This window comes from Deinococcus cellulosilyticus NBRC 106333 = KACC 11606 (assembly GCF_007990775.1).
GTDB classification, from domain to species: Bacteria; Deinococcota; Deinococci; order Deinococcales; family Deinococcaceae; genus Deinococcus_C; species Deinococcus_C cellulosilyticus.
Genome location: NZ_BJXB01000009.1, coordinates 90,488 through 113,547 on the forward strand (window position 1 = coordinate 90,488; position 23,060 = coordinate 113,547).

Below are 23,060 nucleotides of genomic sequence, written 5' to 3' on the forward strand. Positions count from 1 at the left end.
CTGTTCTGCTGTCAGGTCAAATGTGTTCTGGCAGGTCATCTGGGCAGGATGGTGCCAATGGCCGTTGCCACCATTTTTTCCTCCCCATCTTTGAGGGCATAAATGTCGCACTGGCAGACCGCCTGACGTTGACCGTGTGAGATGGCACGTGCGCGGGCAGTCAGCCTGTGTCCAACAGCAGGCTTTAAATAATGAATCTTGAACTCTGAAGTCACCACGATGGATTGCAGGGCTGCCGCACCTGCGAATGCCAGGGCAGTGTCTGCCAGAAAACTGAGCGCTCCGCCATGGGCGGTGCCATACTGCTGGGTGTACTCGTCTTTCATGGGCATGTGAATTTCGGTGTGCTGGGGAGAGCAGTGGGTGATCTCTGCACCCATGTGCACACTGAAGGGTTGCTGGGCCAGAGCACTTCTGGCAATGGACAGAAAATCCATCTCCACCTCCTTAAATTTGAACCTGGTTCAATGATATTCCGGGGACAAATGCTTTGGGTGAAGAAGGGGAAACTTCAGGCCATGTGTTTTTGCAGATTTGCGTTCTGGGAGGCTCTCCCTCTCCCCTGCCGGATGGCTGCCCTGAGTGCCGTTCCGACCTGAACAGGATTCAGCAACTGCTCGGTGCTTTGCTGAAATCCAAGCCGGAAAAGGTGGTCCTGCAACAGTGCTTCCGGAATGTCCTGCCATGCAGAAACACGATAGGCCCGATTCAGAGCCATGCACAGAGGCACCACCCGAACCTGCACCAGATCAAATCCAGGATCATCTGTCTCATGCAGACGGTGCATCCCCAGTTGCTCACGGGCAATACTCACCGCCAGAGCATGATCTCCGCAGGCCACAGGATCAAGTTCCTTCTGGGCTTCCAGAATCCGCTGGAGCAGGCGTTCGAGCGGTGCGCTGTTGCACCCGGCACACCTCACCCGGTCCAGTGCCGAAAGGTACACCTCGTAAGCCCGGTCAAGCCGCAACTGGGCCACCTGGGGGTGACTCCTGAGGTGATGATGGGCCTCACGCAGCATGTGCATGGCCTCTCTGCAGGCTTCCTGAACACACACCTGTGTGTATCCCTCTGGGAAGGTTGAAATCATGGCACCCCTTTTCCTGGAACTGCAGCAGTGTTGATGGAATGGTGCAGAGCATGGATGCAACAACCATGTGCAGAAGATGAATGTATTGTAACCAACTGGCCATGGTTTGGGCAGACCCCATGGGGATTACCCCAACACCCCCTCAGGCATTTCCTCAGGTTGGAAGGGCTGCTCTGATGGTCACATTAAAAAGCAGTGTTCAGAACAACAAAATTTCGGGCAGTGCCTCGCAGCACTGCCCTTGCCCCTAACGTCTTGCCTTCTAAAGTTGTGACGCGTTCCCCTGTGACTGAACGTTCCCTCGCTCAGTCCTCCGTAGTGTAATTGATGCTGTGCACAATGTCAAGCATTTTTTGCATTTTGTTCAGATTATTTTTTACAAAGAGCTCATTTTAGGCCGAATATTCCGACGTTTTAACCATATTTTTGCATTTTGTCAGACTATTTTTCGACAACTTGCCCTCTAGCCCTGGAGCATAAGTGTATGACACAATGGACACAAATATGCTGCTGGATGACCAACTTTTTTCCCTGCTGCTCACTGCCATTTCCGAGCACCGCCTGCCTCCGGGCACACGGTTGCCCGAAGAAACCCTGTCGAAAATTTTCAAGGTCAGCCGGGAACGCATGCGCAAGGTGCTGTTGCGCCTCAGTGAAACCCGCTGTGTGCAACTGACCCCCAATGTGGGGGCCAGGGTCGCCGCTCCAAGCCTCAAAGAAGTGGAAGACATTTTCCAGGCCCGCATGCTGATTGAATCTGAAACGGTGGCCCTCGCCTGCAAACGCTGGACAGAATCTCAACTTGCCGCCCTGGAAATGCACCTGCAGCAGGAAGCCGCTGCCCGCAAAGCCCAGAACCTGCCGGAACAGGTGCGACTGACCGGACTCTTTCACATCCGCATCGCTGAAATGGCCGACAATTCCTTCCTGCTGCGCTTCATCACCGAATTGGTGTGGCACACGGCTCTGGCTGTGGCCCTGTATGAGCTCTCTGGAGACACCGAATGCACCGAACTGGAACACCAGGACCTGCTGGTGGCGCTGAGGAAACGCGATGCCAAAGAAGCCGTCAGCATCATGCAGGAACACCTCCAGCACGTACAGGCCAGCCTGAGCGATCAGGCCAGGGTGTTCCCCAAAGTCAATTTGCAGGAGATCCTCTCTCCACTGGTCATGGCACAACTCAAATAAAAGAAGGGACCGGAGGTGCAAAACTCCGGTCCCTTCTCATTGGTATGCGTGCGTTGCAGGTCAGTCTCAGGTCACTGGGGCACAGTGCGTTTGCGGGCAGGGAACAGTCTGGCGTACCAGGGCTCAGGGGCATGAACGGGCTCGACGTTCACAAATGCACGGGGAGCAGGGGCAGCAGGAACTTCACGCTTCCAGCGGTAGCCAATCACTTCGTAACCCTGGCTTTCCAGGCCTGTCAGAAGTTCGCCGGCACGGGCATCGTCTTTTTCAATGTGGAAACGCAGGGAGAAGTCGCCAAGTGCAGCATATGGGAAGTGCTCGAAACGTTCGTCGGATTTCAGGAGACGCTGGATGGCCTGGGATTCAAATGTACCGGTCACTTCTAAGATGAGCATGACGCCCTCCTCTAACCCGTCAGGGGGTTATGGCTGTATGAGACGGAGGTTTTGGTTCGGATTCTGGCGACTCTTTTCGCCCTGACATCAGGTTACGCCAAACCCTAGAAAACTCCAATCGGAAAACAGGGAGGTGCCACAGGCTCATATCGGGTTTTCCGATTCAAAAGGTGCAAATAGCAGAAACAGCGGATGGCAGCGGAGCCACGGGACATTTACACTGGACACATGAAACTGTCTCAGCTCAGGGCACTGATCGCCATCGCCGACACTGGAAGTTTCTCCGAAGCCGCGCTGGATCTGGGCATGTCCCAGTCCTCGGTCAGTGAAGCACTGTCCGCCCTGGAAACCCACCTGCAAAGCTCACTTGTGGAAAGAGGCCGCTTTGGTGCTCGCCTGACCCCACTGGGACAGCAGGTGCTGATTCACGCCCGTGCCGCCCTGGGTGCCATTGAAGGCATCGAGCAGGAGGTCACCCTGTCCAGAGGTTCCATCCAGGGAACCCTGCGCATCTCCACTTTCAGAAGCATTGCCAGCCAGTTGATTCCGAAAGTGATGGCCCAGCTGAAACAGCACCATCCAAAACTTCAGCTGGAACTGCTGGAATGCATGATGTGCGAAAAAGAAGACCTGCTGCGCCCGGTTTTTGACGGAACCGCTGACCTCGCCTTCCTGCCCCAGTGTGAGAGCTCGGAATTCATGTCGTGGGAGATCATGGAAGATCCCTACATGGTGCTGGTGCCAGACGCCTGGGTGCACCGGGCCACCATCCGCCCAGAGGACCTTGTGGACCAGCCCCTGATCGTCTCCAAAGGTGGAGACTGCACCAACCGCATCATGGCGTATCTGGCAGACCACCAGCTTTCCCCCACCGAGATCATCAAAGTCCATGACGACTTCACCATGTACAACATGGTTGCGCAGAACCTGGGCATCTGCCTCAGTCCCAGACTGGCCATTGACTATGTGCCCAGAGGGGCCACCATGCTGCCTCTGGAAGTCCCCCTCTCCCGTTACATCAGTCTGGCCGTGCGCCAGGGAGGGCTCCGCACCCCGGCAGTGCGTCATTTTATCATGGCCCTGAAAGGCCTCCTGCCAGAAAGCAAGCTGCCGTTTCTGGAAACCGTGCAGTGCCACACCTGGACCTGAGCGATTCAGCGAAATCCGATTTTTTTGCATCGTTTGAGGTGACCGCCGTCAGATCTTTGAAAGGACAGGTTGTTACCATAAAGGTGTGCGACAGGTCAGGGTGATTGCGGACCACATCTGGTTCGAGGGCGAACTGCTTCCCAGAGAACAATGGGAGGCTTTCGACCTGCTCTATGGCTGCATGGAACACCTGCCAGAGAACGATGGAGAGCATATTTTGCTGCTGGGGGTGAGGTGTGGTTTTTCTCCTGGGAAAGTGCAGGAGAAACCCTTTGTGTTCATCCACCAGAGGTCCATTCAGAGCATTCTGGAACTGCCAGAACCATAACAGAAACACCCCCGGCATCAACATGCTGGGGGTGTTTGTTTTTCGGGACTCACACAGGGGGGTTGAGCACTTCCTGGGGGTTGTGGTCAAACACCTGGATTTCTCCACCGAAAACCTCCCAGTACCCCTGGGACACAAAGCGCATCACGTCGGTGGGAAGCCTCCAGCCGTGGGTGATGGCGTAGTGCTCGAGGGCAGACAGGGCACTCGGGGCCTGGATGATGGTCATGAGGTTGTTTTCGATGATGTAGTAGAGCTGCATCTTTAACCTGCTTTTCTGGAGTTGGGCCGTGTGGCATGCTGCGGGTCTGAAAGGCTGGGGATCTGCAAAGGAAGACCATGGGCTCTGCCAGCGGATGGGTGTGAAGCGGTAGGACTGTTCACAGGCATCATTTCCTCTCTGTCCGGTCACTTCGCAGTGTCTGAGGAAGCAAGATGGGGATCAGGGGCACCAGTGAACATGCAGTCAGCAACGGCTTAGACACTGGGTTCATTTTACATTGTTTCAGTGCACAAAGAAACCTGCAGCTGGACCAGACAGAAGAAAACTGTGTTTGGGCGCATGATCGAAGGCATCATCCTGGAACCGTTCCAGGGCATGGTCGAAGGCATCATCCTGGAACCCTTTCAGTGCATGATCTGAGCGGTCATCCTTCCTGCAAATGAGGCCACATGTTCCCAGCCCTGAACCCACTGCCCCTGCACCTGAAGGCGGTAGAGGTCCAGCACCTGTCCTCTGGCGGGTCTGGGTGTGAGGTTTACAGGAGCCTCCTGGGTGACCGGGACACGGCTGCGGGCCAGGATGATGCCAGGCTGCCAGGGGTTGATGGTGCGGAAACTGAACGGTTCGCTGGGGCTGAATTCACAGTGGATGGACACCAGGGAATTGGACACCGTCCACAGTTTGGTTTTCAGGTGGAGGAGGTCAAAGTTCTGCTGCCCGTTCTGCAACCTTGTGGCATCCCAGTGCAGGTGGTTGCCCTGAAGCCAGCGCACCTCGCCCAGATCAAGGTTCACCGGATCGAAGTCACGAAGCCCCTGTTCCAGGCGTTGAATCAGGGCTCCACAGGGAACACAGGCCCGGAAAGAACCTTTCATCAGGATGCCTGGCGGGACCCTGAGGGCTTCAGGGGGGAAAACATCCAGCCAGTTCTGGCGAAGATGCACCACCGTTTGTGTGGTTTCCGGGTCCAGACGAAGCATGACGGCATAAACCACAGTTTCACTCATTCTTGGGCTCCTCACTGACGATGCAGTTGCGGCCACGCCTCTTGGCCTCATACAGGTGTTCGTCTGCCTGCATCAGCACCTGATCGATGCTGGCCAGCCGGGTGTTGGAGCAGATGCCAAAACTCATGGTGATGTTGCGGTCTGGCATCAGGTCCTTCCAGAGATGGATTTTCAGTTTGTGCTGGATGCGCAAGCAGGCCGTGTAAGCCCCTGCAGCGTCTGCTCCGGGCAGCAGCAGGACGAATTCCTCACCACCATAGCGGGCCACCAGATCGCTGCCTCTGCGGTCCTCTTGCAGGAGGTCGGCCACCCTTTTGAGCACCAGATCCCCAACTTTGTGGGAGTAGGTGTCATTGACACTCTTGAAGTGGTCGATGTCCATCAGCACCACACTGAAGTGCTCCATGGTGCGCCTCACCCGGGCAAATTCCCGCTCAAACTGAGAAAAGAACAGGCGTCTGTTGGGAAGACCGGTGAGGGGATCGGTGTTGGCAAGGTGCTCAAACTCCTCTGCCTGCTTTTCCAGACGTTCGTAAAGGCGCTGGCGTTCTTCGTGCAGGGCGGAGAGCTTCTGGTAGGCACTTTCAAGCTCCAGACGCAGGGACTTCTGGAAATCGCTGTTCTGCTGGTGCTGCCTGAGTTCCTGTTGCAGCAAAATGGGCTCATGGGGGTCTGCTGTGTCCTGCAAGGCCCGCTCAGAAGTCACGTAAGCTTCGAGGTGGTTCAGCACCTCCTCACGGCTGAGTGTTCGCACGTTCATCATCATCCAGTGGGCCTGGGCGGCCAGTCTGGGCATCTGGTGGGTGACGGCCAGATCGATGGCTTCTTCCAGGACCTGCTGGGCGTAACGGTAACGGGGAATGTTGACAGCCACCTTGGCGATGTTGATGCGCTGCTGGATCTGGCCGTGCAGGTTGCCACTCTGCTCAAAGAGGCGAATGTTCTCTTCATAGCAGGGAATGGCCAGTTGGGGCTGTGCCGTCCAGGTGCTCACACCAGCAATGCCGTTGAGGATCTCCACCCGCTGCTGGATGTTCTGTGGGGTGTCTGGCACCAGCTCAAGGGCCTGCTGAAAGAGACCCATCCCGTGTGAGTAGCGCTTCACAGAGCACATCACGTCCCCGAGCTGTTTGAGCACTCTGGCTTTCTCCAGATCATTCAGGCGGGCCAGACCTTCAAACACCTGCTGAAAGTCCTCCAGTGAGGATTGGAGCAGCAATGTGGAGCACACATCCAGCAGCAAGGGCAGGTAACGCTCATCCTGATGGGACATGGACTGGATGAGGGTCATCTGACGGGTCCGGGCCGCATCATATCCTCCGAGGGCCTGCAGGATTTCAATGGCCTTGATCTGGAAGGGGTAGGTCTCCGTGGTGTCAGATTGCTGCTCGGCTTTTTCCAGTGCCTCCAGTGCTTCTGTGGTCCGCAACAACTGGTGCAAGATGCTGGCTTTCAAAAGCCATCCTTGCACGTTCAGATGGGCATCAGGCACTGTGCAGAGAATCTGCAGCGCTTCCTGAGGTGAACCCAGTTCCTGCAAAAGCTGTGCCTGCTGCAGTTCGGTCTGGAAAGCAGTGGTTTCTGGGGGAAATGTCCCATCGGAAGGCAGCATGATGGGTTCACTTTAGAGGGGGCGAGGTCACCAAAATCTTACCCACCCTTGAAAGAATTGTGGGGGATTTCAGCTCTGGCTCAGCTTTGTGGTGAACCCCAGTGCACTGCGTCATGGTCCTTTTGAATGCTGATCAGCAAGCCTGCCGAGAGTTCCCAGAGACGCTCAATCTTCAGAGCCAGCAGTGGGATGACAGGGGCATTGCCCAGCAGCACCTCCTGGAGGTCGTCCAGGGTGTATTCCAGCTGCACAGCAAGTTCCTCCACGGTGATGCCCCTGCATTCGCATTCGAATTTCAGGATCAGACCGGGGTGCACTGGCTGTTCAGGGATGGGCAGGACTTCTTTCAACAGATCCTCACGCTTTCTCTGCCGACAGTATAGATCAGGGTGTATGCTGGCACACCAAGTAAATTCGTTACAGATCTGTGACAAAATCCATTGGTGACTTTGGGCGGGCGATGGCCCATGTCGGAGATTGAATTCAGACACCATATTGTTTATTATGCTTTAAACATAATACGAGGTCCCATGAGCCAACTGTTGACCCTGATTGATGAAACCACCACTGGCAAAAAAACCACTGTCTGCACCCTGACGTTTCCTGAAACCCATGTGACAGCAAGAGAAATCCTGCGCAGACGCATTTATGCGGAAGTGACCGAACACAACAACCAAAGCAGCAGATCGTTTCAGGGCCTGGTCTGGCCTGGTGGTGACCCTGCTCAGTGCACTGCAGGACATGCAACCCCTCCTCTGGACTGGGAAAAACAGTTCAAGACCGCCCAGCAGGCCTTCCAGATGTTCCAGTTCATCATGCTGGTTCAGGACAGACAGATTGAGAACCTTGAGGAAGAAATCCACCTGAAACCAGATGAAACACTCGAAATCCACTTCCTGAAACTGGTCCCACTGGTGGGTGGATAGGTATGGCTTTTCCAGACGCTTCAGAACGCATCCTTCAAATCCTGAACAACAACAGTCCGTCTCAAAATGCTGAAACCCGAGCCCTGCAGGACCACCTCTACACCTTCATGACTTCAGCACCATTTGACCAGGAGGCTTTCAAACCCCTTCTGGAAGTGATACCCCAGGCCAGAGCAGGACTGGCAGACCACCGCAAATGGTTGCAGAAAGCCCTGGACGCACTGAATGCCCACCAGCATGTGCTGCCTCTGGAAATTGCAGCCCGCGCAAGGGTCCTGAAATGGACCCTTGAAGCACAGCACCTGACGTACCCCTCGGCCACAGTGGCCTTGCGCAAGTACATCGAGTTATCGCAGGCCAGAGCCGAATCTACAGCTACAGAAATTCAGCGGATGCTTCCCCACCTGTCTGCAGAAATGCAGGTCTACGCACAGGAATTGCGGGATGGCACCTCCGAACTGGATGAACTGGCAGAATTCCCTCAAGATCCAGATCCTGCAACCCGGGCACTGGCCGCCTTGCAACAACTGACTGTCTTTGAGAAGTGGACCTATCTGTTGGACCACAGCGTGCGGGGAACATCGCTTCTGGAGCGCATTCACCAGCAACCTGTGGAGTTCCGGCGCATGGTTCTGATGACTGCTTTCACCCACCCTGCTGCACCCGCAGTTCACACCTACACCCTGGACCGTCTCTTGCAGCAGGAACAACCCCTGGACCCTGAATTGATCCAGGTGATTTTTGAATGGGCAGGAAAATGGCATTCCATGTGGTTCCATGATCCTCTTTTCAAGTCCATCAGCCTTCTGGCAAAATCAGCTCTCGAAGCAGGAACCCTTCCAGAAACCACTGCAGCCATGCTCAGACGCACTGCTGCAGTTTATGCAGCCAGCAAAGAGGCCCAGCAAGCCCTGAATTGGCTCCCCACTTCACATCCCAATGCTGGGGAGCACTGGGCAGATCAGGTTCTCTCTGACCTCAAGAACATGCCTGCTCCGAAGCCCTGGCTGGACTTCTTCAAACACAGCATTGGGTTTACGGGTTCCAAACCCAACGCCCGGCTCCTCAGGACATTTCAGAAGCAGCTTGAGGCCCTGCCCACTCCCGAGGAACAGGTGCTGTCATGGCTCAAAAAAGTCTGTTCTGGTCGCAGTTTACCTCTCCGCACCATTCCAAACCAATCCCACAACCAGAGTGAGGACGGCTTTAACACCCTGCTCCTGCGTGGCCTGATCTGGCTGTGTGCGTTCTTGCCTTACACCCCTGAACTTCCCAGGACCCTGGCCCAGATCGCCGAATACAGCCTGAAGAAAGTTCCCGGAGTGGGACCACGCAGTCCCAGAATTGCCCATGCCTGCATTTACGTTCTCGGCCAGATGGAGCATGAGGGGGCTCTGGTCCAATTGGCGCGGCTCAAAAGCCGCACCCTTCTGAAACCCACCCTGAAGGAAATCGAGAAGGCCCTTGCAGCAAAGGCCAGCAAACTGGGCATCTCTACTGAAGACCTGGAAGAACTGGGAATGCCCACCTTCGGTCTGGATGAAACAGGTTGCCACACGGAGCAATGGGGGGACATCACAGCCAGATTGGACGTCTCCGGGCAGGAGGTTGAACTGTCTTTCTGGAATGCAGCAGGCACAGAAATCAGGAGCCTTCCGGCCCGTTTGAAGCACGAGCATGCAGAAGAATTGAGGGAACTGAGAGCCAGCAGCAAAGACATCCGCCAGATGCTGACCACTGTGGCTGGACGCCTTGATGGGCTGTATCTGCAACAGAAAAGCTGGCCTGTGCAAACCTGGCAGGAGCGTTACCTGCATCACCCCCTGGTGGGCACGGTGGTCCGCAGATTGATCTGGAACTTTAATGATGGAGATCAGAAAACCTCACTGATCTGGAACAAGGGCAAGTTTGTAAACGCCCACGGGCAGGTCCAGGATCTTCCAGCCCACAGCACCGTGACCCTGTGGCATCCACTTGACACCAGCAGTGAAGAAGTGCTGCGCTGGCGTGATTTCATCCTGCAGCAGGAGGTCACCCAACCTTTCAAGCAGGCCTTCAGGGAAGTGTACCTGCTGACCGCTGCAGAAGAACACACCCGTGTCTACTCGAACCGATTCGCGTCCCACATCCTGAAACAGCACCCTTTCCATGCCCTGTGTGCTGTCAGGGGCTGGACAGACAGCCTGCGAATGATGGTGGACGCATACTTTCCCCCTCCAACCAAAATTCTGAACGCATGGAACCTCCGAGCAGAATTCTGGGTGGAAGGGGCCGGAGATGAACATGGTGTAGACACCAACGAGAGTGGCACCTACCTGTACCTTGCCACCGATCAGGTGCGCTTCTATGCCCTGAATGCAAGCGAGAACCTTTTGAACGCCCCGGGAAGTGGTGAAACCAGTGGATTTTTCCGTGAACCTCTGAATGCTGATCCACTCCCCCTCCAAGACATTCCAGCACTGGTCTTCAGTGAAGTGATGCGGGATGTGGATTTGTTTGTGGGCGTGTGCAGTGTCGGAAATGACCCGAATTGGATGGATTCAGGTTTGCACCAGCACCATGACAGGTACTGGCAGGATTACAGTTTTGGTGAGCTTGGTGCAACTGCTGTCACCCGAAAAGAACTGCTCTCCCGGATTCTGCCCAGACTGAGCATCCGGGAACAGGTGTTCATTGAGGGCCGTTTCCTCAAGGTCAAAGGAAAAATCCGCACCTACAAAATCCATCTTGGCAGTGGGAACATTCTGATGGAGCCCAACGATGAATACCTGTGCATTGTCCCTGCCAGGGGGGTCGGCCAGAACGCAGTTGTTTTGCCTTTCGATGGTGACCATACGCTGTCCATCATTCTCTCCAAAGCCTTCTTGCTGGCAGAAGACCAGAAGATCATCGATCCCACCATTGTGCGCCAGATCCGCTGATCCACATGAAGCAAAACGGTCTGGTGAGTTGCCGCACACCAGACCGGGGAGCATTTTGATGGGCCAGGAGAGGACCCGGACGCAGATCAGCTCAGAGGGTGACGGGAACCCTGGTGGTGAGGCCATCCCCGAGTTTGAAGAGGTGCTTGCTTTCCTGGGCGAGTTTCAGGTCCTGCTGGCTGTAGGGCCAGTAAAAGCTGAGTTTTCCGGTGAAGGGGAAATCCCCGAAGACCACATCTGCCACACCCTGGCCTTCAGAGCCGGGCAGCCAGCTTGCCACGAAGGCATCCCACTCAGGAAGGTGATCGGTGATCACGTAAGGGCGGCCAGACAGCAGCAGCACGGCAAGTTTCTTGCAGGACTTGCGGGCATTGGCGATCACATCGAGGTGGGCCTGGGTGAGCTTGAGTTCAAAGCGGTCCCCCATGCCTTCTGCTGCGGGTTCTTCTGCAATGACCACCACACCCACATCAAAGGTTTCAGTGCTCAGGCCGTCTTCGCTGTACTGGATGAGTTCAGGGTTTGCGACCGTTGCCCTGAAAGCTTCCAGGATGTTGGTGCCTTCGGTGATCTGGCCGTGGCTGCCCATCCAGGAGATGGTCCATCCGCCGCACTGTGCCCCGAGGTCATTTGCTGCAGAGCCTGCCAGCAGCACTTTCTGGGTTTTGCTGAAAGGAAAGACACCTTCATTTTTCAGCAGGACCTGGGATTTGCGCACGGCTTCCCTTGCGACTTCGCGGTGGGCTCTGGAACCGACCACGGACAGGTCTGGAATCTCCTGCTCATCGAACAGACCAAGGGCATGCTTGGTTTTCAGAATACGGGTCACTGCGTCGTCAATTCGGCTGAGGGGCACGTCTCCGTTTTCCACCGCCTTGCTCAGGGTCTCAATGAAACGCTCGTACTTGAAGGGCACCATCACCATGTCGATGCCAGCGTTGATGGATTTCACCACGCAGGTGTAGTAATCCGCATCAATCTGATCAATGCCTTCCCAGTCGGTGACGATGAAGCCCTCAAAGCCCATCTCCCCTTTCAGCACGTCATTGACGAGGTAGCTGTGCCCGTGCATCTTGACCCCGTTCCAGCTGGAGTAGGACGTCATGATGTTGAGGGCTCCGGCTTCAATGGCCTTCTGGTAGGGCGGCAGATGCACGGTGCGCAGGGTTTCCTCGTCGATCTCGCTGTTGCCCTGGTCAAGTTGCCATGCTCCCTGGCTGAGGAGGGCCTGCATGCCTGCATCCACGTGGGCATTGGCCAGCGTAGCGTCGTTCTGCAGGGCGTTGGGGTCACCAGAAATGCGTCTGGAGCTTCCGAAAGTGGTGGCCCCGTCTGCCACAAAGTGCTTCACGGAGGGCAGAACACTGCTTGGGCTGTTCCAGTTTTCCCCCCTGAGGCCTTCGATGTAGGCAGCAGCAAGCTCGCTGACCAGAGCCGTGTCCTGGCTGTAGCCTTCAAAAGAACGGCCCCAGCGGATGTCGTAGGGAATGGAAACTGCAGGAGCAAAATCCCACCTGACCCCTGTGGCTGCCACTTCCAGGGCCGTGGCACGACCAATGCGGCGCACCAGGTCCACATCGCGGGTGGCTCCGAGACCGATGTTGTGTGGGAAGATGGTGGCTCCATGCATGTTGTTGTGTCCGTGCACGGCGTCCACCCCGTAGATCAGGGGGATTTTCAGGCGGGATTGTTTTGCCTCTTCAATGAAGCCCAGCACCATCTCGCGCCAGTTCCGGGGGTTGTTTTCGGTGGGATTTCCGCCCCCGCCACTGAGGACCGATCCCAGGCTGTATTTTGCAATGTCACCGGGTTTGACACTGTTTTTTTCAGGCTGGGTCATCTGGCCGATTTTTTCTGCCAGGGTCATCTGGGAGAGCAGGTTGTGGACAAAGTTCAGGTTGTTGCTGGGTTGACTCATGGTGCTCCTCGGGGGTACTTTAGCGGTACAGTAACAGTCTACGCTGTTTTCGGGATGAATGTTGTGCACAGTCTGGGTCAAAGTATCGAAACGATTCGATGGTAGCATGTTGGTGCCAAAAGTGAAAGTGCTCTGCCTCTGAATCGACCGAAAATCCACCAGAAGTGCAGACATGTGCTGAAAAAACTTTCAGGATGGGATGAGCAGGAGATCAACAGAGCCAAAAGCCAGTCGACCGAACCAACAGATGCCCTGCAGGAAAGCGTGCCAGTGATTGCCCTCCCCAGGAAACAGGTGGATTGGTGGATGTCAGGCCGTCCTGTTCAAGCTCAGTCTCCAGAAGCCGCATCCGCAATTCTGACCCCTCTGATGGGAATCAGACAGACCAGACGCATCACAATGCACAGCAGAAAATACACCACGTAGGCTCCAGCCACCTGCTGTCCTTGCAAGATGGACACAACCCAGCCTGAAACCAGACCCATCACGAATGCTGCCGCACCAGAAAGAAGGTTGCCCGATGAAAGGTAAGGCAGGCGGTTCCCAGGCTGGGTTTTGTGCATGGCGAGATTGAAGATGGCGAGGTTGGCGGCATTGTAGATGATGGCTTCCAGCACCGCCAGAAACCACACCAGAAAGGTCCAGTGGGTCTGGTGAATGACCAGCAGGGTGATGGGAATCAGCAAGGCACTGCTGAGGGCAGCCACTTTCAGGACCAGGGTGTTGGGAATGCGGTCCACGATGCTGCCAATCTGGTAGTTGACCAGCAGGCCAATGGCTGCGGTCAATGCCGCATACAGACCCACCTGCGTCATGGTGAAGTCCAGAACATTCAGGAAATAGGGAATCAGCATGACCGTGCAGAAAGCCTGGGCTCCACCCCAGACGGTCATGAAACGCAGAAAAGGCGCGAATTTTGGGTCCCTGAGGGGGGTCATGAGCACGTCTTTGAAGGTGAGTTTTGGGGCACTGGGATAGGGATCATGGTACATCAGGTACATCAGGGTGGAGATGATCGACAGCACGAAGGCCGCACCGAACAGCAGGGCATAGTTGGTGGGCGACACCAGATGGTCAATCACCAGACCTCCAGCCAGAGAAGCTGCAGTCGCACAGATGCCCATCAGGCCGTTTCGCATGCCAAAGTAACGCCCACGGATGACACTGGGGACCACATCTCCCATGATGCCGCTCCAGATGGTCCCTGCTGCCGACTGGAAGATGTTGGTGAAGGTCAGACCCACCAGCAGCCACACCACTTTTTCAGACGTGGGAAGATCAATAAAAAGCAGGGTGAGGGGCAAAAGGCCGAGCAACCTGCTGGCCATGCCCAGGTAGAACATCAGGCGTTTGCGTTTTTTGACCTGTGAAACCCACCATGCCGTGATCGGGCCGCTGAGCTGGGCCAGAAAGGGAATGCTGCCAGCGAAAGCCAGTTCGGTGCTGCTGGCCCCCAGGTGACCGAGGTAACCAATGAAGATGGGACCCAGCAGCCATGTGGCATAAATCTGCCAGATGCAGCCTTCCCAGACGGACAGTTTCAGGGTGGTGAGTTTCTTGGGATCGCGGATGTCAGCGTAAAGGGATTGCATGAAGAGTCCTCAGGTGCACGGGGGAAGGTGTTGGATGGCTGACAGGCCACTGTCTCTGGAGACCAGCGGCAAATTCGTTTCAGTATGGCGCCGTGATGGGTCACGGTCAAGGAAGATTGGTTACCATTGATCTGATGAAAAAAACACTCAGAGAAAATTGCGTTCTGGATTCAGGTTGATCTTGTCCTGGACAAACCTGAAAAACTTTTCAATACCGAGTACAATTTTTTCAGAGTTGAGGGTTTTCTTTCGGAACCATCGTTTCTGCAGACCCAGGCTGATGGGCAAAAAAAGGCTGTCAACCACACCAAGACCAAATCAGCAGGCACGATCTTATCATCAGCCCAGACAAATGAGTCAATCCACGACATCCATTTGAAATGCCAGTGGTGATGTAGACGTATGGTTTTGATTCAAGTCAGATCCTGATAGTGTGGTCCCATTCCACACAGGAGGCCATCCATGTTCATTCACAGCGTCTACTTCTGGTTGAAACCCGCACTCTCCGCACAAGACCACCAGACCTTCCTTGAAGGCATCGCCTCTCTTACAGAAATCGAAACGGTTGCTCATGGATACTGGGGCAAACCTGCAGCCACGGACCGCCCGATCATTGAGAAAGGGTATTCCTATGGTCTGGTGTTGGTCTTCAAAGACCAGGAAGCGCACGACGCCTATCAGGTCGATCCGGTGCATGACCTTTTCAGGGAAAGGTGCTCGCCGTTCTGGAACCGCGTGACCATCTTTGATACCGTTCAGGAAGCCTGAGCCACAAAAAAGCCCGGAGTGCTGTCTCCGGGCCTTTCTGTTTTCACTTCACTGCAGAAATGGCCTGAAAATCCTCATCAGAGAGTTCAAGCCGGGCACCCTGCAGGTTCTCCTCGAGGTGTTTGATGCTGGAGGTGCCCGGAATGGGCAGCATCACCTTCGAGCGTTTCAGGAGCCAGGCCAGGGCCACCTGGGCAGGTGTGGCGTCGTGCTTCCGTGCGACATTTTCCAGCACCTGCAGGTTCCCCCCGGCCACGGGACGCCAGGGAATGAAGCCGATGCCCTGCTGCTCACAGTAATCCAGCACCTGTTCAGACTGCCGATCAAACAGGTTGTACATGTTCTGCACGGTCACCACGGGCAGGACTTTCTGAGCGGCCTCAATTTCTTCCACGGTCACCTCAGAAAGCCCGAAGAAACGAATCTTGCCCTCGTCCTGCATTTCCTTGATGACCCCGAACTGCTCGTCTCTGGGCACCTTTGGATCGATGCGGTGGAGTTGCCACAGGTCGATGCGCTCCAGTTTCAGACGCCTCAGGCTCATTTCGACGCATTGCCTGAGGTACTCAGGGCGGCCCACGGGCACCCAGCGGTCCGGACCCTGGCGGGTGTGTGCTCCTTTGGTGGCGATCACCAGACCATCCGCATAAGGGTGCAGGGCTTCACGGATCTGTTCTTCATTGACGTGTGGACCATAAGCATCTGCGGTGTCGATGAAATTCACCCCGAGTTCCACCACCCGCCTGAGGACCCTGAGGGCATTCCCGGGGTCGGCAGGCTCACCCCAGATGCCCGGGCCTGTCAGGCGCATGGCCCCGAAGCCGAGGCGGTTGATTTCGAGTTCTCCACCAATTTTGAAGGTTCCACTGTGTGCAGCGTTTAAAGTCTGGGTCATGAGGTCTCCTTTTGTGTTCAATGGCATAGGTCAGAAGGGCTGGAGGGGGGTGCTGTTCTGGGAAGTTTACAGTTGGCAGTTCACAGCAGAGATTGGGACATTTCTGCCTGATCAGGCCAACGACATGGGCATGACGAGGAAAGAAAAGTGTATCCCTCAGGATGAGGACCAGCGCTTTTTATTTCTGCAAGATACCGCGCTGTTCACCCACAAAATTGCGGTACCATTTTGCACTGTCCTTGAGGGTGCGCTTCTGGGTTTCGTAGTCCACATGCACAATCCCAAAACGCTTGCTGTACCCGAATGCCCACTCAAAATTGTCCATCAGCGACCATTCGAAATACCCTTTCACCGGGACACCTTCTGCAATGGCGCGGCCCAGATGCTGCAGGTGGTCTTTCAGGAAGCGGACCCGATCCTCGTCATGCACCTGTCCATTCACCAGTTCATCCTTGAATGCAGCTCCGTTTTCGGTGATGTAGTACTTCGGAGCAGGGTATTCCCGGTGCAGGTCTTTCATCAGGCGGTAGATGCCCTCCGGGTACACTTCCCAGCCCATGTCGGTGCGCTCGGCGTTCTGCAGGGTTTTGCCTTCGGTGCTGACCCAGTAGCGATAGTAGTAATTCACCCCCAGAAAATCCAGAGGCTGAGCGGCCACTTTGAGCCTTTCAGGATCGATTTCGGGCATGAGGTCACCGTAGTGTTGCACTGCCCGGTCAGGGAAGGTCCCCCTGAACACCGGGTCCAGATACCAGCGGTTGATTTTCGCATCCAGCAGCAGGGCGGCTTCCTGATCTTCAGGCGAATCGGTGGCCGGATCTACGGGGTAGAGGTTCAGTACGGTGCCCAGTTCGGCCCTGGTGTTCTCCCCTCTCAGGGCCGCGATGGCGTCCCCATGGGCCAACTGGATGTGGTAGGAGGCCAGCAGGGCCATGCGCAGATCCTGAATGCCCGGGGCATGCCGTCCAATGTGATACCCCAGTTCTGCAGTGCACCACGGCTCGTTGAAGGTGCAGTAGCTCTTCACCCGGTCTCCCAGCCTGCGGTAGACGGTCAGGGCGTACTCGGTGAACCAGTGCGGGATGTCTCTGTTGGCCCATCCCCCCCGGTTCTGCAGGGCCTGTGGGAGGTCCCAGTGGTAGAGGGTCAGGTGGGGGTCCAGGCCCCTTTCCAGCAGCCCATCCACCAGACGGTCATAGAAGTCGAGGCCCTTTTCATTGACCCTGCCCATGCCTTCAGGGAGGATGCGGGGCCAGGCCACCGAGAAACGGTAGGCGTTGAGGTTGAGCCCTTTGATCAGGTCAAGGTCCTGCTCCCAGAGGTGGTAGTGGTCACAGGCAGTGGTGCCGTTCTCACCGTTCAGGATTTTTCCGGGCATCAGGGCGTAGGCATCCCAGATGGAGGGGCCACGGCCATCTTCGAAGGCTGCACCCTCGATCTGGTAGGCACTGGTGGCAACGCCCCAGGCGAAGTCTGCAGGGTAAGGGTGGATGGGGTCTTTCATGGTGTGCCTTTCATGCTGAATGTTTGGAGTCAGGCCAGTGTTTCACTGAACTGGTTTCTGGGGGTCAGGGCTTCAATCAGTTGCATCTGGCGTCTCAGGGCCTGCTGGTAAATGTCGTGAATGTGCGGTCTGGGTTCAAAGGCTGCCGTGACCATCCGCTCTGGGAGTTCAAAAGGGTCGAGGATGTTCAGGGCCTTGAGCGCCATCAGGGCGGCCCCGCGTGCAGTGGCCTCGTCGGGTACATCCGTGACCACCACAGGAGCTCCCAGCACATCTGAGAGCATCTGCAGCCACAGGTTGGAGGAAAGAATCGCCTGACCGCTAGCCACATAGGTGGGTGCTGCGCCCAGGGAGGGCCTGAGGCGACGGGCAATGTCTGCAAGTCGGTAGGCAATGCCTTCCATCCCTGCCCGCACGATCTGGTGTGGATGGGTGCTGAGTTTCAGGCCATGCAGGGTGCCCGTGGCCTGTGGGTTGTAGTTGGGGCTGCGCTCCCCACTGAAAGAGGGGACAAAAGTGAGCCCGTGGCTGTCCGGTTCAATCTCTGCAACCCGCTTTTCCAGTTCATTCCAGGGGCCCAGGTTCAGGGATTCCCGCATCCACTGGTGGATGTTGCCCCCTTCGGTGAGGGCTCCCCCGAGAAGGGCATGGTCCTCATCCACAAGGTAAGACCAGAGTCCAGCGGGGATGGATGGAAGTCTGCTGGGAACCACTGCACGCAGGGCACTGGTCGTTCCCACAGTGAGGGCCACAGTGTCCATGCGGGTGGCTGCACTGCCCACATTGGCTGCCGCTCCGTCCCCGAGGGCAGGAAAGAAAGGGATGTGGGCAAATTTGGGCCACCTGTGGGCGTATTCTGCGCCCAGATGCCGGTGGGCTGCCGTGTGGTCATCCAGCAGGGGCAACTGGTCCTCGCTCAGGTGCAACTGGTTCAACAGGTCCGGGTCCCACCTCAGGAGGTGCCTGTTCAGCAGGCCTGTCCAGGAGGCCAGTGAGTAAGAGGTCCGCACCGTGCCCCCAAAATACCTCCACAGCACATGGTCTGCAATGTTGCACCACGTGGTGGCTTCCATGCCGAACGCAGACCTCCACCAGGGAATCTGGGCGGTCCAGTAGGCGGTGTAATCAGGACAGCCTGTGCGATTGACCCTGCCTGGATCGGGCTGCAGTTGACCCAGGGCAGGGACGCTGCGGGTGTCCGCGTAGGTGAGCACTGGCAACACCGGTTGCTGGTGCCGGTCCAGGGCCACCAGGCTGGAGGCAATGCTGGTGAAGGCCACCCCCAGCACCTCCCTGCTGCCAGAGCGCACATGGAGGGCATCAAGCACCTGATCCACGGCCTGCGTGATGCGGGCCAGATTGGCCTCTGCGCCTCCATCGTCGCTGTGTGAGAGGCCACAGGACACTCTGGCCCGGATGCCCGGCAAGGCCTGTCCGTTCTGGTCGTAGGCCAGACCTTTCACACTGCTGGAGCCAATGTCAATGCTGAGCACAATGGGTTCAGATCGGATGTACATGCATGCCTCTGGTCATCACTTTCTTTCCTGCGCTTTTTTGAGGGCCTGATCAATCTTGTTGATGCGCCTGCTTGAAAAAGGTTCGCCCAGCACATGCAGGGAGGCCACCAGGGCGTCCACAATGCAGAGCTGTGCGAGTCGGGAAGCCACATGTTCTGGCCTGTAAGGGCTTTCGGTGGCAGAAACAGTCAGGGTGTGGTGGGCCAGACGGGACAGGGGCGTGCGTCCGAGACCAGAAAGGGCAATCACCTGTGCACCATTGTCGCGGGCCAGTTTTGCAGCATTCAGAACTTCTGCCCGGTTGCCCGAGTAGGAAATGGCGAAGGCCACATCGGCAGGTTCCAGCAGTGCGCAAACCTGCGTCATGTTGTAAGTGTCAGTGTGCACCCCACAGAGCAGCCCCAGCTTGAGGAACTTCTGGTGGGCATCCTGGGCGATGATGGCAGAGGCCCCCACCCCCAGAAACTCGATGCGTCTGGCCTGAGAAAGCACATCCACCGTTTTAGCAAATGCATCTTTCTCAAGATGCTCCAGGGTGTCCGAGAGGGAGGTGCTGCTGGACTCAAACACCTTCTGCAGGATCTGCTCCGGGGCATCGAAAGGCTGGATCACCTGCTGTGAGGCGTCCCGGTCACTGCTGGCCAGGGTGCGGGACAGTTTCAGTTTGAATTCCTGATAGCTTCTGAAGCCCAGGCCCTGCACCAGTCTGACCACGGTGGCCTCGCTGGAGTTGGACACAGCAGAGAGATCTGCGATGGTCCAGTGCAGAAATTCCTCCGGGTTGGCCAGGATGGTGTCAATGATCCGCACACTGGCAGCCCCGACCTCTTCACGCATGACATGGAGCTTGCGCAGCAGGGGGGGCAGATGGGCTGGAAAGGATTGCGACATCAGGGCTCCTTCGGAAGTGCAGACCGCAGGTGGTTTGATTCATTCTAAGGCTTCACCTGCAAAACACCTGCATCAAAATGAAGCAAAAATTCCTGCAAAACCCGTGCAAAACTTCAGCCAGGGCCAGACCGGGGTTGCTGCAATGGAGTGTTGATGGAGGACCACAAGACCAGGAAACATGGCTCGAAAAGCAAAACCTGCTGTTGAAGCCAGATGATCAGCACAGAAAACGATGAAACAAAACCATCATTTTTCTTCTGTTTTTGTGAAGCATTGTTGCGTTTTCAGGGCATGAAGATGCAACATCAGCGGGCTTGCGGTGCTGCATCTCCTGTGGCGATCAGGCCGATCAGGGCGTCCAGGGTGAGAGCAAGCAGGGCAGCACAGAGGGCTCCCACCATCACGAGGCCTGTGTTCTGCTGGGACAGACCATTGATGATTGGGGACCCCAGACCACCTGCACCCAGCGCCGCTCCGATGGTTGCAGTTCCAACGTTGTACACGGTGCTGGTGCGAATTCCTGCGAGCAGCACGGGCATGGCCAGTGGGAACTCGATGCGCAGCAGTTTCTGCAGTCCGGTCATGCCGGTTCCGGTTGCTGCGTCCAGCACCCCTTCATCCACACTGAGCAGGCCCGCGATCCCATTGGAGATCACCGGAACGAGACCGTACAGGATCAGGCCCAGCAGGGTCGGATAGACCCCAAATCCGAGTGCTGGAACGGCAAGAGCCAGAATCGCCAGGGTGGGGACCGTCTGGCCCAGTCCGGTCAGGGTTTCTGTGAGGCGCAAAAAGGACTGGTTGTGTGGGCGGGTCACGAAGACAACCAGTGGCAACGCCAGCAGCAGGATGATGCCCTCGGCCAGCAGCACCAGAAGCAGGTGGTCCAGGGTAAGCTGCCAGAGGGGTCTGTCTGTTTCGGGGGGTGTCCCGGCAGACAGTGGAGCCAGCAGTCGGGGCAACAGGCCTGGAATCAGGGCCACCAGCAACAAGGCAGACCAGATGAGTGCAGTGAAAGGGCTTCTCCGTGCAACCCTTTTCACTTCTGGCTCCTCTGCAGATGCAGCAGATCGCTGTAGTGCACCACACCCAGCACTCCACTGTGGTCTTGCACGGCCACAGCATCCACACCATCCCGGAGCATCACCGACAGGGCCAGCCTGGCATGGTCACTGGAGGAAAGCACCGGGGCCCCCTCCAGATGCCCGGGTTTCACCAGTTCAGCAAGGGAAATGCCTGCAAGCTGGGTGAGCACAGCATCTTCCCCCATGAACCTGCGCACAAACGGACTGGCAGGCTGATGAATGAGTTCATCAGGCGTCCCAAACTGCTCCAGGCGGCCTTCATTCATCAGGGCAATGCAGTCTGCCATCAGAATGGCCTCGCTGATGTCGTGCGTCACCATGACAATGGTTTTGGAAAGGCGTTTCTGGATGTCCAGAAATTCCAGTTGCAGTTTCTCTCTGGCAATGGGGTCCAGGGCACCGAAAGGCTCATCCATCAGGAGAACAGGAGGGTCTGCAGCGAGGGCACGGGCCACCCCCACCCGTTGCTGCTGCCCTCCGGAAAGTTCTGCAGGTTTCTTGTCCCGGAAGAGGTCAGGATCAAGACCCACCAGTTGCAGAAGTTCATCCACCTTCTGACGGGTCTGTTTTCGGTCCTGCTTTAAAAGGTCAGGCACCGTGGCGACGTTCTGCCCAATGGTCAGGTGGGGAAAGAGCCCAATTCGCTGGATCACGTAACCCATGTTGCGGCGCAGCACCTCGGGCCGGATGCCCAGCACGTTCTGACCGTTCAGGGAGATGCTGCCTGCGGTGGGTTCAATCAGGCGGTTGATCATCCTCAGGGTGGTGGTCTTTCCACACCCTGATGGCCCCAGCAGGGCAGTGATTTTGCCTGCCGGGAAGGTGAGGGTCAGGTCCTCCACTGCGGTGCGCTCCCCGTATTTTTTCTGCAAGCCTTTCAGTTCGATCATGTGGTCCTTCCCAGTTTTGTTCCAAGCAGTTGCTCCAGGGCACGCAGCAGCACATCGGCCAGCACGGCCAGCAGACACGCTGGGATGGCCCCCAGCAGAATCAGATCTGTAGCCCCTCCCTGCAGCCCTTTGAAGATGTACACGCCCAGTCCTCCTGCTCCGATCAGGGCAGCAACACTGGTGACACCAATCAGGAGGACCATCGCCTGACGCACCCCGGCGAGCCACACCGGCAGTGCCAGAGGGAGCTCTACCCTCCAGAAACGCTGGGTGTCAGTCATGCCCATGCCACGGGCAGCGTCCAGCACGCCCTCATCCACACCCCTGAGGGCCACCACCCCGTTTCGCAGCAGAGGGAGCATGGCGTACAGGGTAAGGGCCACCAGGGCAGGTGTGGTCCCGATGCCGCTCACCCCCGCAGCCCGCAGGCCGGGAACATGGTCCGCAAGCCATGAAAGGGGGGCAATCAGAAGGCCCAGCAGGGCGAGACTGGGTACGGTCTGGAAAGCTCCGGCCAGTCCGAGGGTGAAGGCTGCTGCCTTCTCATTGCGGCTGGACCACACAGCAAGCGGTCCACCGACCAGGGTGGCCACCAGCAGGGCTGAGAGCGTCAGCCTGAAGTGCTGCCCGAGTTCTGCGAGCCAGCGTTCCCCTTCGTTGCGGCCCTCGACCAGCACGCTCCAGCTGTCCAGCTGATGGGTCAGGTAAAGCAGGACCACCACAGGAACCCACAGCCACGCCCAGAGTTGCCGCCTTGAAGGGAGGGCCAGACTGGAGACGTAAAGGGCCATGCCTGCACCCACCATCCACAACCAGAAGCCTGTGCTTGCACTCACCCTGGCGATTTCAGACTGGCCCAGAAGATCGTGACGGGTGAGGAGTCCAAACAGAAAAAAACCACCTGCCAGCGCAAAGCTGGCAGGCAACCAGAGCCATCTGGGCCGGAAAAAGCCGACGGCTGCGAGAACAGAAAGCAAAGCCCCTCCAAGCCACTGGTGCTGCGCGGCCAGCATGTGAAACTCGGGAAGGGCAATGCGGTTGGGTCTCAGACCTGTCCACGGCAGAAAGAGGGCTGCCGCGAGCAGGGCCAGCGGAAGCAGAAGGGTCCTGAAATCAAAGGTGTGCTTCATGGGTCAGGCAAAAAGCCAGGGGAGCATG

Annotated in this window: 23 protein-coding genes; 7 read left to right on the top strand and 16 right to left on the bottom strand. The window is 56.8% G+C overall.

Annotated elements, in window-relative coordinates; translation table 11 throughout:
• Positions 1-35: 35 nt before the first annotated feature.
• Together DC3_RS11555 and DC3_RS11560 are read right to left on the bottom strand one after the other, a co-directional pair.
• Positions 36-437, bottom strand: coding sequence for a PaaI family thioesterase (locus DC3_RS11555; protein WP_146884529.1), 402 nt, complete (start codon positions 435-437; stop codon positions 36-38).
• A gap of 74 nt (positions 438-511) precedes the next feature.
• A complete protein-coding gene (locus tag DC3_RS11560) occupies positions 512-1,090 on the bottom strand; it encodes a hypothetical protein (protein ID WP_146884530.1) in 579 nt (192 codons plus the stop codon).
• A gap of 504 nt (positions 1,091-1,594) precedes the next feature.
• On the opposite strand from DC3_RS11560, the gene DC3_RS11565 reads away from it, so the two are divergent.
• Complete coding sequence (locus DC3_RS11565; RefSeq protein WP_186815978.1) at positions 1,595-2,281, top strand: GntR family transcriptional regulator; 687 nt, start codon at positions 1,595-1,597, stop codon at positions 2,279-2,281.
• Positions 2,282-2,352: 71 nt separating this feature from the next.
• Here the strand turns inward: DC3_RS11565 and DC3_RS11570 are convergent, their stop codons facing one another.
• Positions 2,353-2,676 (bottom strand): hypothetical protein, encoded by a 324-nt coding sequence (locus DC3_RS11570; protein ID WP_146884532.1) that lies wholly within the window; start codon positions 2,674-2,676, stop codon positions 2,353-2,355.
• 228 nt (positions 2,677-2,904) lie between these two features.
• Between DC3_RS11570 and DC3_RS11575 the strand changes: the two genes are divergently transcribed.
• Together DC3_RS11575 and DC3_RS11580 are read left to right on the top strand one after the other, a co-directional pair.
• Entirely contained in the window at positions 2,905-3,825 is a 921-nt protein-coding gene (locus tag DC3_RS11575; RefSeq protein WP_186815979.1) for a LysR family transcriptional regulator, read from the top strand.
• 85 nt (positions 3,826-3,910) lie between these two features.
• On the top strand, positions 3,911-4,153 hold the full coding sequence (locus DC3_RS11580) for a hypothetical protein (protein WP_146884534.1): 243 nt from the start codon (positions 3,911-3,913) through the stop codon (positions 4,151-4,153).
• Between the two features lie 49 nt (positions 4,154-4,202).
• Here the strand turns inward: DC3_RS11580 and DC3_RS11585 are convergent, their stop codons facing one another.
• Positions 4,203-4,415: a hypothetical protein gene (locus tag DC3_RS11585; RefSeq protein ID WP_146884535.1), complete on the bottom strand. Its 213-nt coding sequence runs from the start codon at positions 4,413-4,415 to the stop codon at positions 4,203-4,205.
• Between the two features lie 246 nt (positions 4,416-4,661).
• Between DC3_RS11585 and DC3_RS29970 the strand changes: the two genes are divergently transcribed.
• Entirely contained in the window at positions 4,662-4,796 is a 135-nt protein-coding gene (locus DC3_RS29970; protein ID WP_281292530.1) for a hypothetical protein, read from the top strand.
• Here the strand turns inward: DC3_RS29970 and DC3_RS11590 are convergent.
• The 3 genes from DC3_RS11590 to DC3_RS11600 form a co-directional block, all read right to left on the bottom strand.
• On the bottom strand, positions 4,781-5,383 hold the full coding sequence (locus tag DC3_RS11590) for a hypothetical protein (RefSeq protein ID WP_146884536.1): 603 nt from the start codon (positions 5,381-5,383) through the stop codon (positions 4,781-4,783). The genes DC3_RS29970 and DC3_RS11590 overlap by 16 nt on opposite strands.
• Entirely contained in the window at positions 5,376-6,995 is a 1,620-nt protein-coding gene (locus DC3_RS11595; protein ID WP_146884537.1) for a tetratricopeptide repeat-containing diguanylate cyclase, read from the bottom strand. The genes DC3_RS11590 and DC3_RS11595 overlap by 8 nt, the downstream gene beginning before the upstream one ends.
• Positions 6,996-7,075: 80 nt before the next feature.
• On the bottom strand, positions 7,076-7,345 hold the full coding sequence (locus DC3_RS11600) for a helix-turn-helix transcriptional regulator (protein ID WP_146884538.1): 270 nt from the start codon (positions 7,343-7,345) through the stop codon (positions 7,076-7,078).
• A gap of 180 nt (positions 7,346-7,525) precedes the next feature.
• Between DC3_RS11600 and DC3_RS11605 the strand changes: the two genes are divergently transcribed.
• On the top strand, positions 7,526-7,921 hold the full coding sequence (locus tag DC3_RS11605) for a hypothetical protein (RefSeq protein ID WP_146884539.1): 396 nt from the start codon (positions 7,526-7,528) through the stop codon (positions 7,919-7,921).
• A gap of 2 nt (positions 7,922-7,923) precedes the next feature.
• Positions 7,924-10,842, top strand: coding sequence for a DUF4132 domain-containing protein (locus DC3_RS11610; RefSeq protein WP_146884540.1), 2,919 nt, complete (start codon positions 7,924-7,926; stop codon positions 10,840-10,842).
• Between the two features lie 91 nt (positions 10,843-10,933).
• On the opposite strand, the gene DC3_RS11615 is transcribed toward DC3_RS11610, so the two are convergent.
• Both DC3_RS11615 and DC3_RS11620 read right to left on the bottom strand, forming a co-directional pair.
• Positions 10,934-12,760, bottom strand: a complete 1,827-nt coding sequence (locus DC3_RS11615) for a glycoside hydrolase family 3 protein (RefSeq protein ID WP_146884541.1) — start codon at positions 12,758-12,760, stop codon at positions 10,934-10,936.
• Positions 12,761-13,089: 329 nt separating this feature from the next.
• Positions 13,090-14,352 carry an MFS transporter gene (locus DC3_RS11620; RefSeq protein WP_146884542.1) on the bottom strand — a complete coding sequence of 421 codons (1,263 nt, stop codon included), beginning with the start codon at positions 14,350-14,352 and terminating at the stop codon, positions 13,090-13,092.
• 462 nt (positions 14,353-14,814) lie between these two features.
• On the opposite strand from DC3_RS11620, the gene DC3_RS11625 reads away from it, so the two are divergent.
• Positions 14,815-15,120 carry a Dabb family protein gene (locus DC3_RS11625; RefSeq protein WP_146884543.1) on the top strand — a complete coding sequence of 102 codons (306 nt, stop codon included), beginning with the start codon at positions 14,815-14,817 and terminating at the stop codon, positions 15,118-15,120.
• Positions 15,121-15,163: 43 nt separating this feature from the next.
• On the opposite strand, the gene DC3_RS11630 is transcribed toward DC3_RS11625, so the two are convergent.
• The 7 genes from DC3_RS11630 to DC3_RS11660 all read right to left on the bottom strand — a co-directional run bounded on the left by DC3_RS11630 (position 15,164) and on the right by DC3_RS11660 (position 23,032).
• Positions 15,164-16,015 (bottom strand): aldo/keto reductase, encoded by an 852-nt coding sequence (locus tag DC3_RS11630; protein WP_146884544.1) that lies wholly within the window; start codon positions 16,013-16,015, stop codon positions 15,164-15,166.
• A 178-nt stretch (positions 16,016-16,193) separates the two neighbouring features.
• Complete coding sequence (locus DC3_RS11635; protein WP_146884545.1) at positions 16,194-17,519, bottom strand: GH1 family beta-glucosidase; 1,326 nt, start codon at positions 17,517-17,519, stop codon at positions 16,194-16,196.
• A gap of 29 nt (positions 17,520-17,548) precedes the next feature.
• Positions 17,549-19,036, bottom strand: coding sequence for a gluconokinase (locus tag DC3_RS11640; protein ID WP_146884546.1), 1,488 nt, complete (start codon positions 19,034-19,036; stop codon positions 17,549-17,551).
• A 15-nt stretch (positions 19,037-19,051) separates the two neighbouring features.
• Positions 19,052-19,927, bottom strand: a complete 876-nt coding sequence (locus tag DC3_RS11645; RefSeq protein WP_146884547.1) for a MurR/RpiR family transcriptional regulator — start codon at positions 19,925-19,927, stop codon at positions 19,052-19,054.
• A gap of 305 nt (positions 19,928-20,232) precedes the next feature.
• Entirely contained in the window at positions 20,233-20,970 is a 738-nt protein-coding gene (locus DC3_RS11650; RefSeq protein WP_146884548.1) for an ABC transporter permease, read from the bottom strand.
• Positions 20,967-21,902 carry an ABC transporter ATP-binding protein gene (locus tag DC3_RS11655; protein ID WP_146884549.1) on the bottom strand — a complete coding sequence of 312 codons (936 nt, stop codon included), beginning with the start codon at positions 21,900-21,902 and terminating at the stop codon, positions 20,967-20,969. The genes DC3_RS11650 and DC3_RS11655 overlap by 4 nt, the downstream gene beginning before the upstream one ends.
• Positions 21,899-23,032, bottom strand: coding sequence for an ABC transporter permease (locus DC3_RS11660; RefSeq protein ID WP_146884550.1), 1,134 nt, complete (start codon positions 23,030-23,032; stop codon positions 21,899-21,901). The genes DC3_RS11655 and DC3_RS11660 overlap by 4 nt, the downstream gene beginning before the upstream one ends.
• Positions 23,033-23,060: the final 28 nt, after the last annotated feature.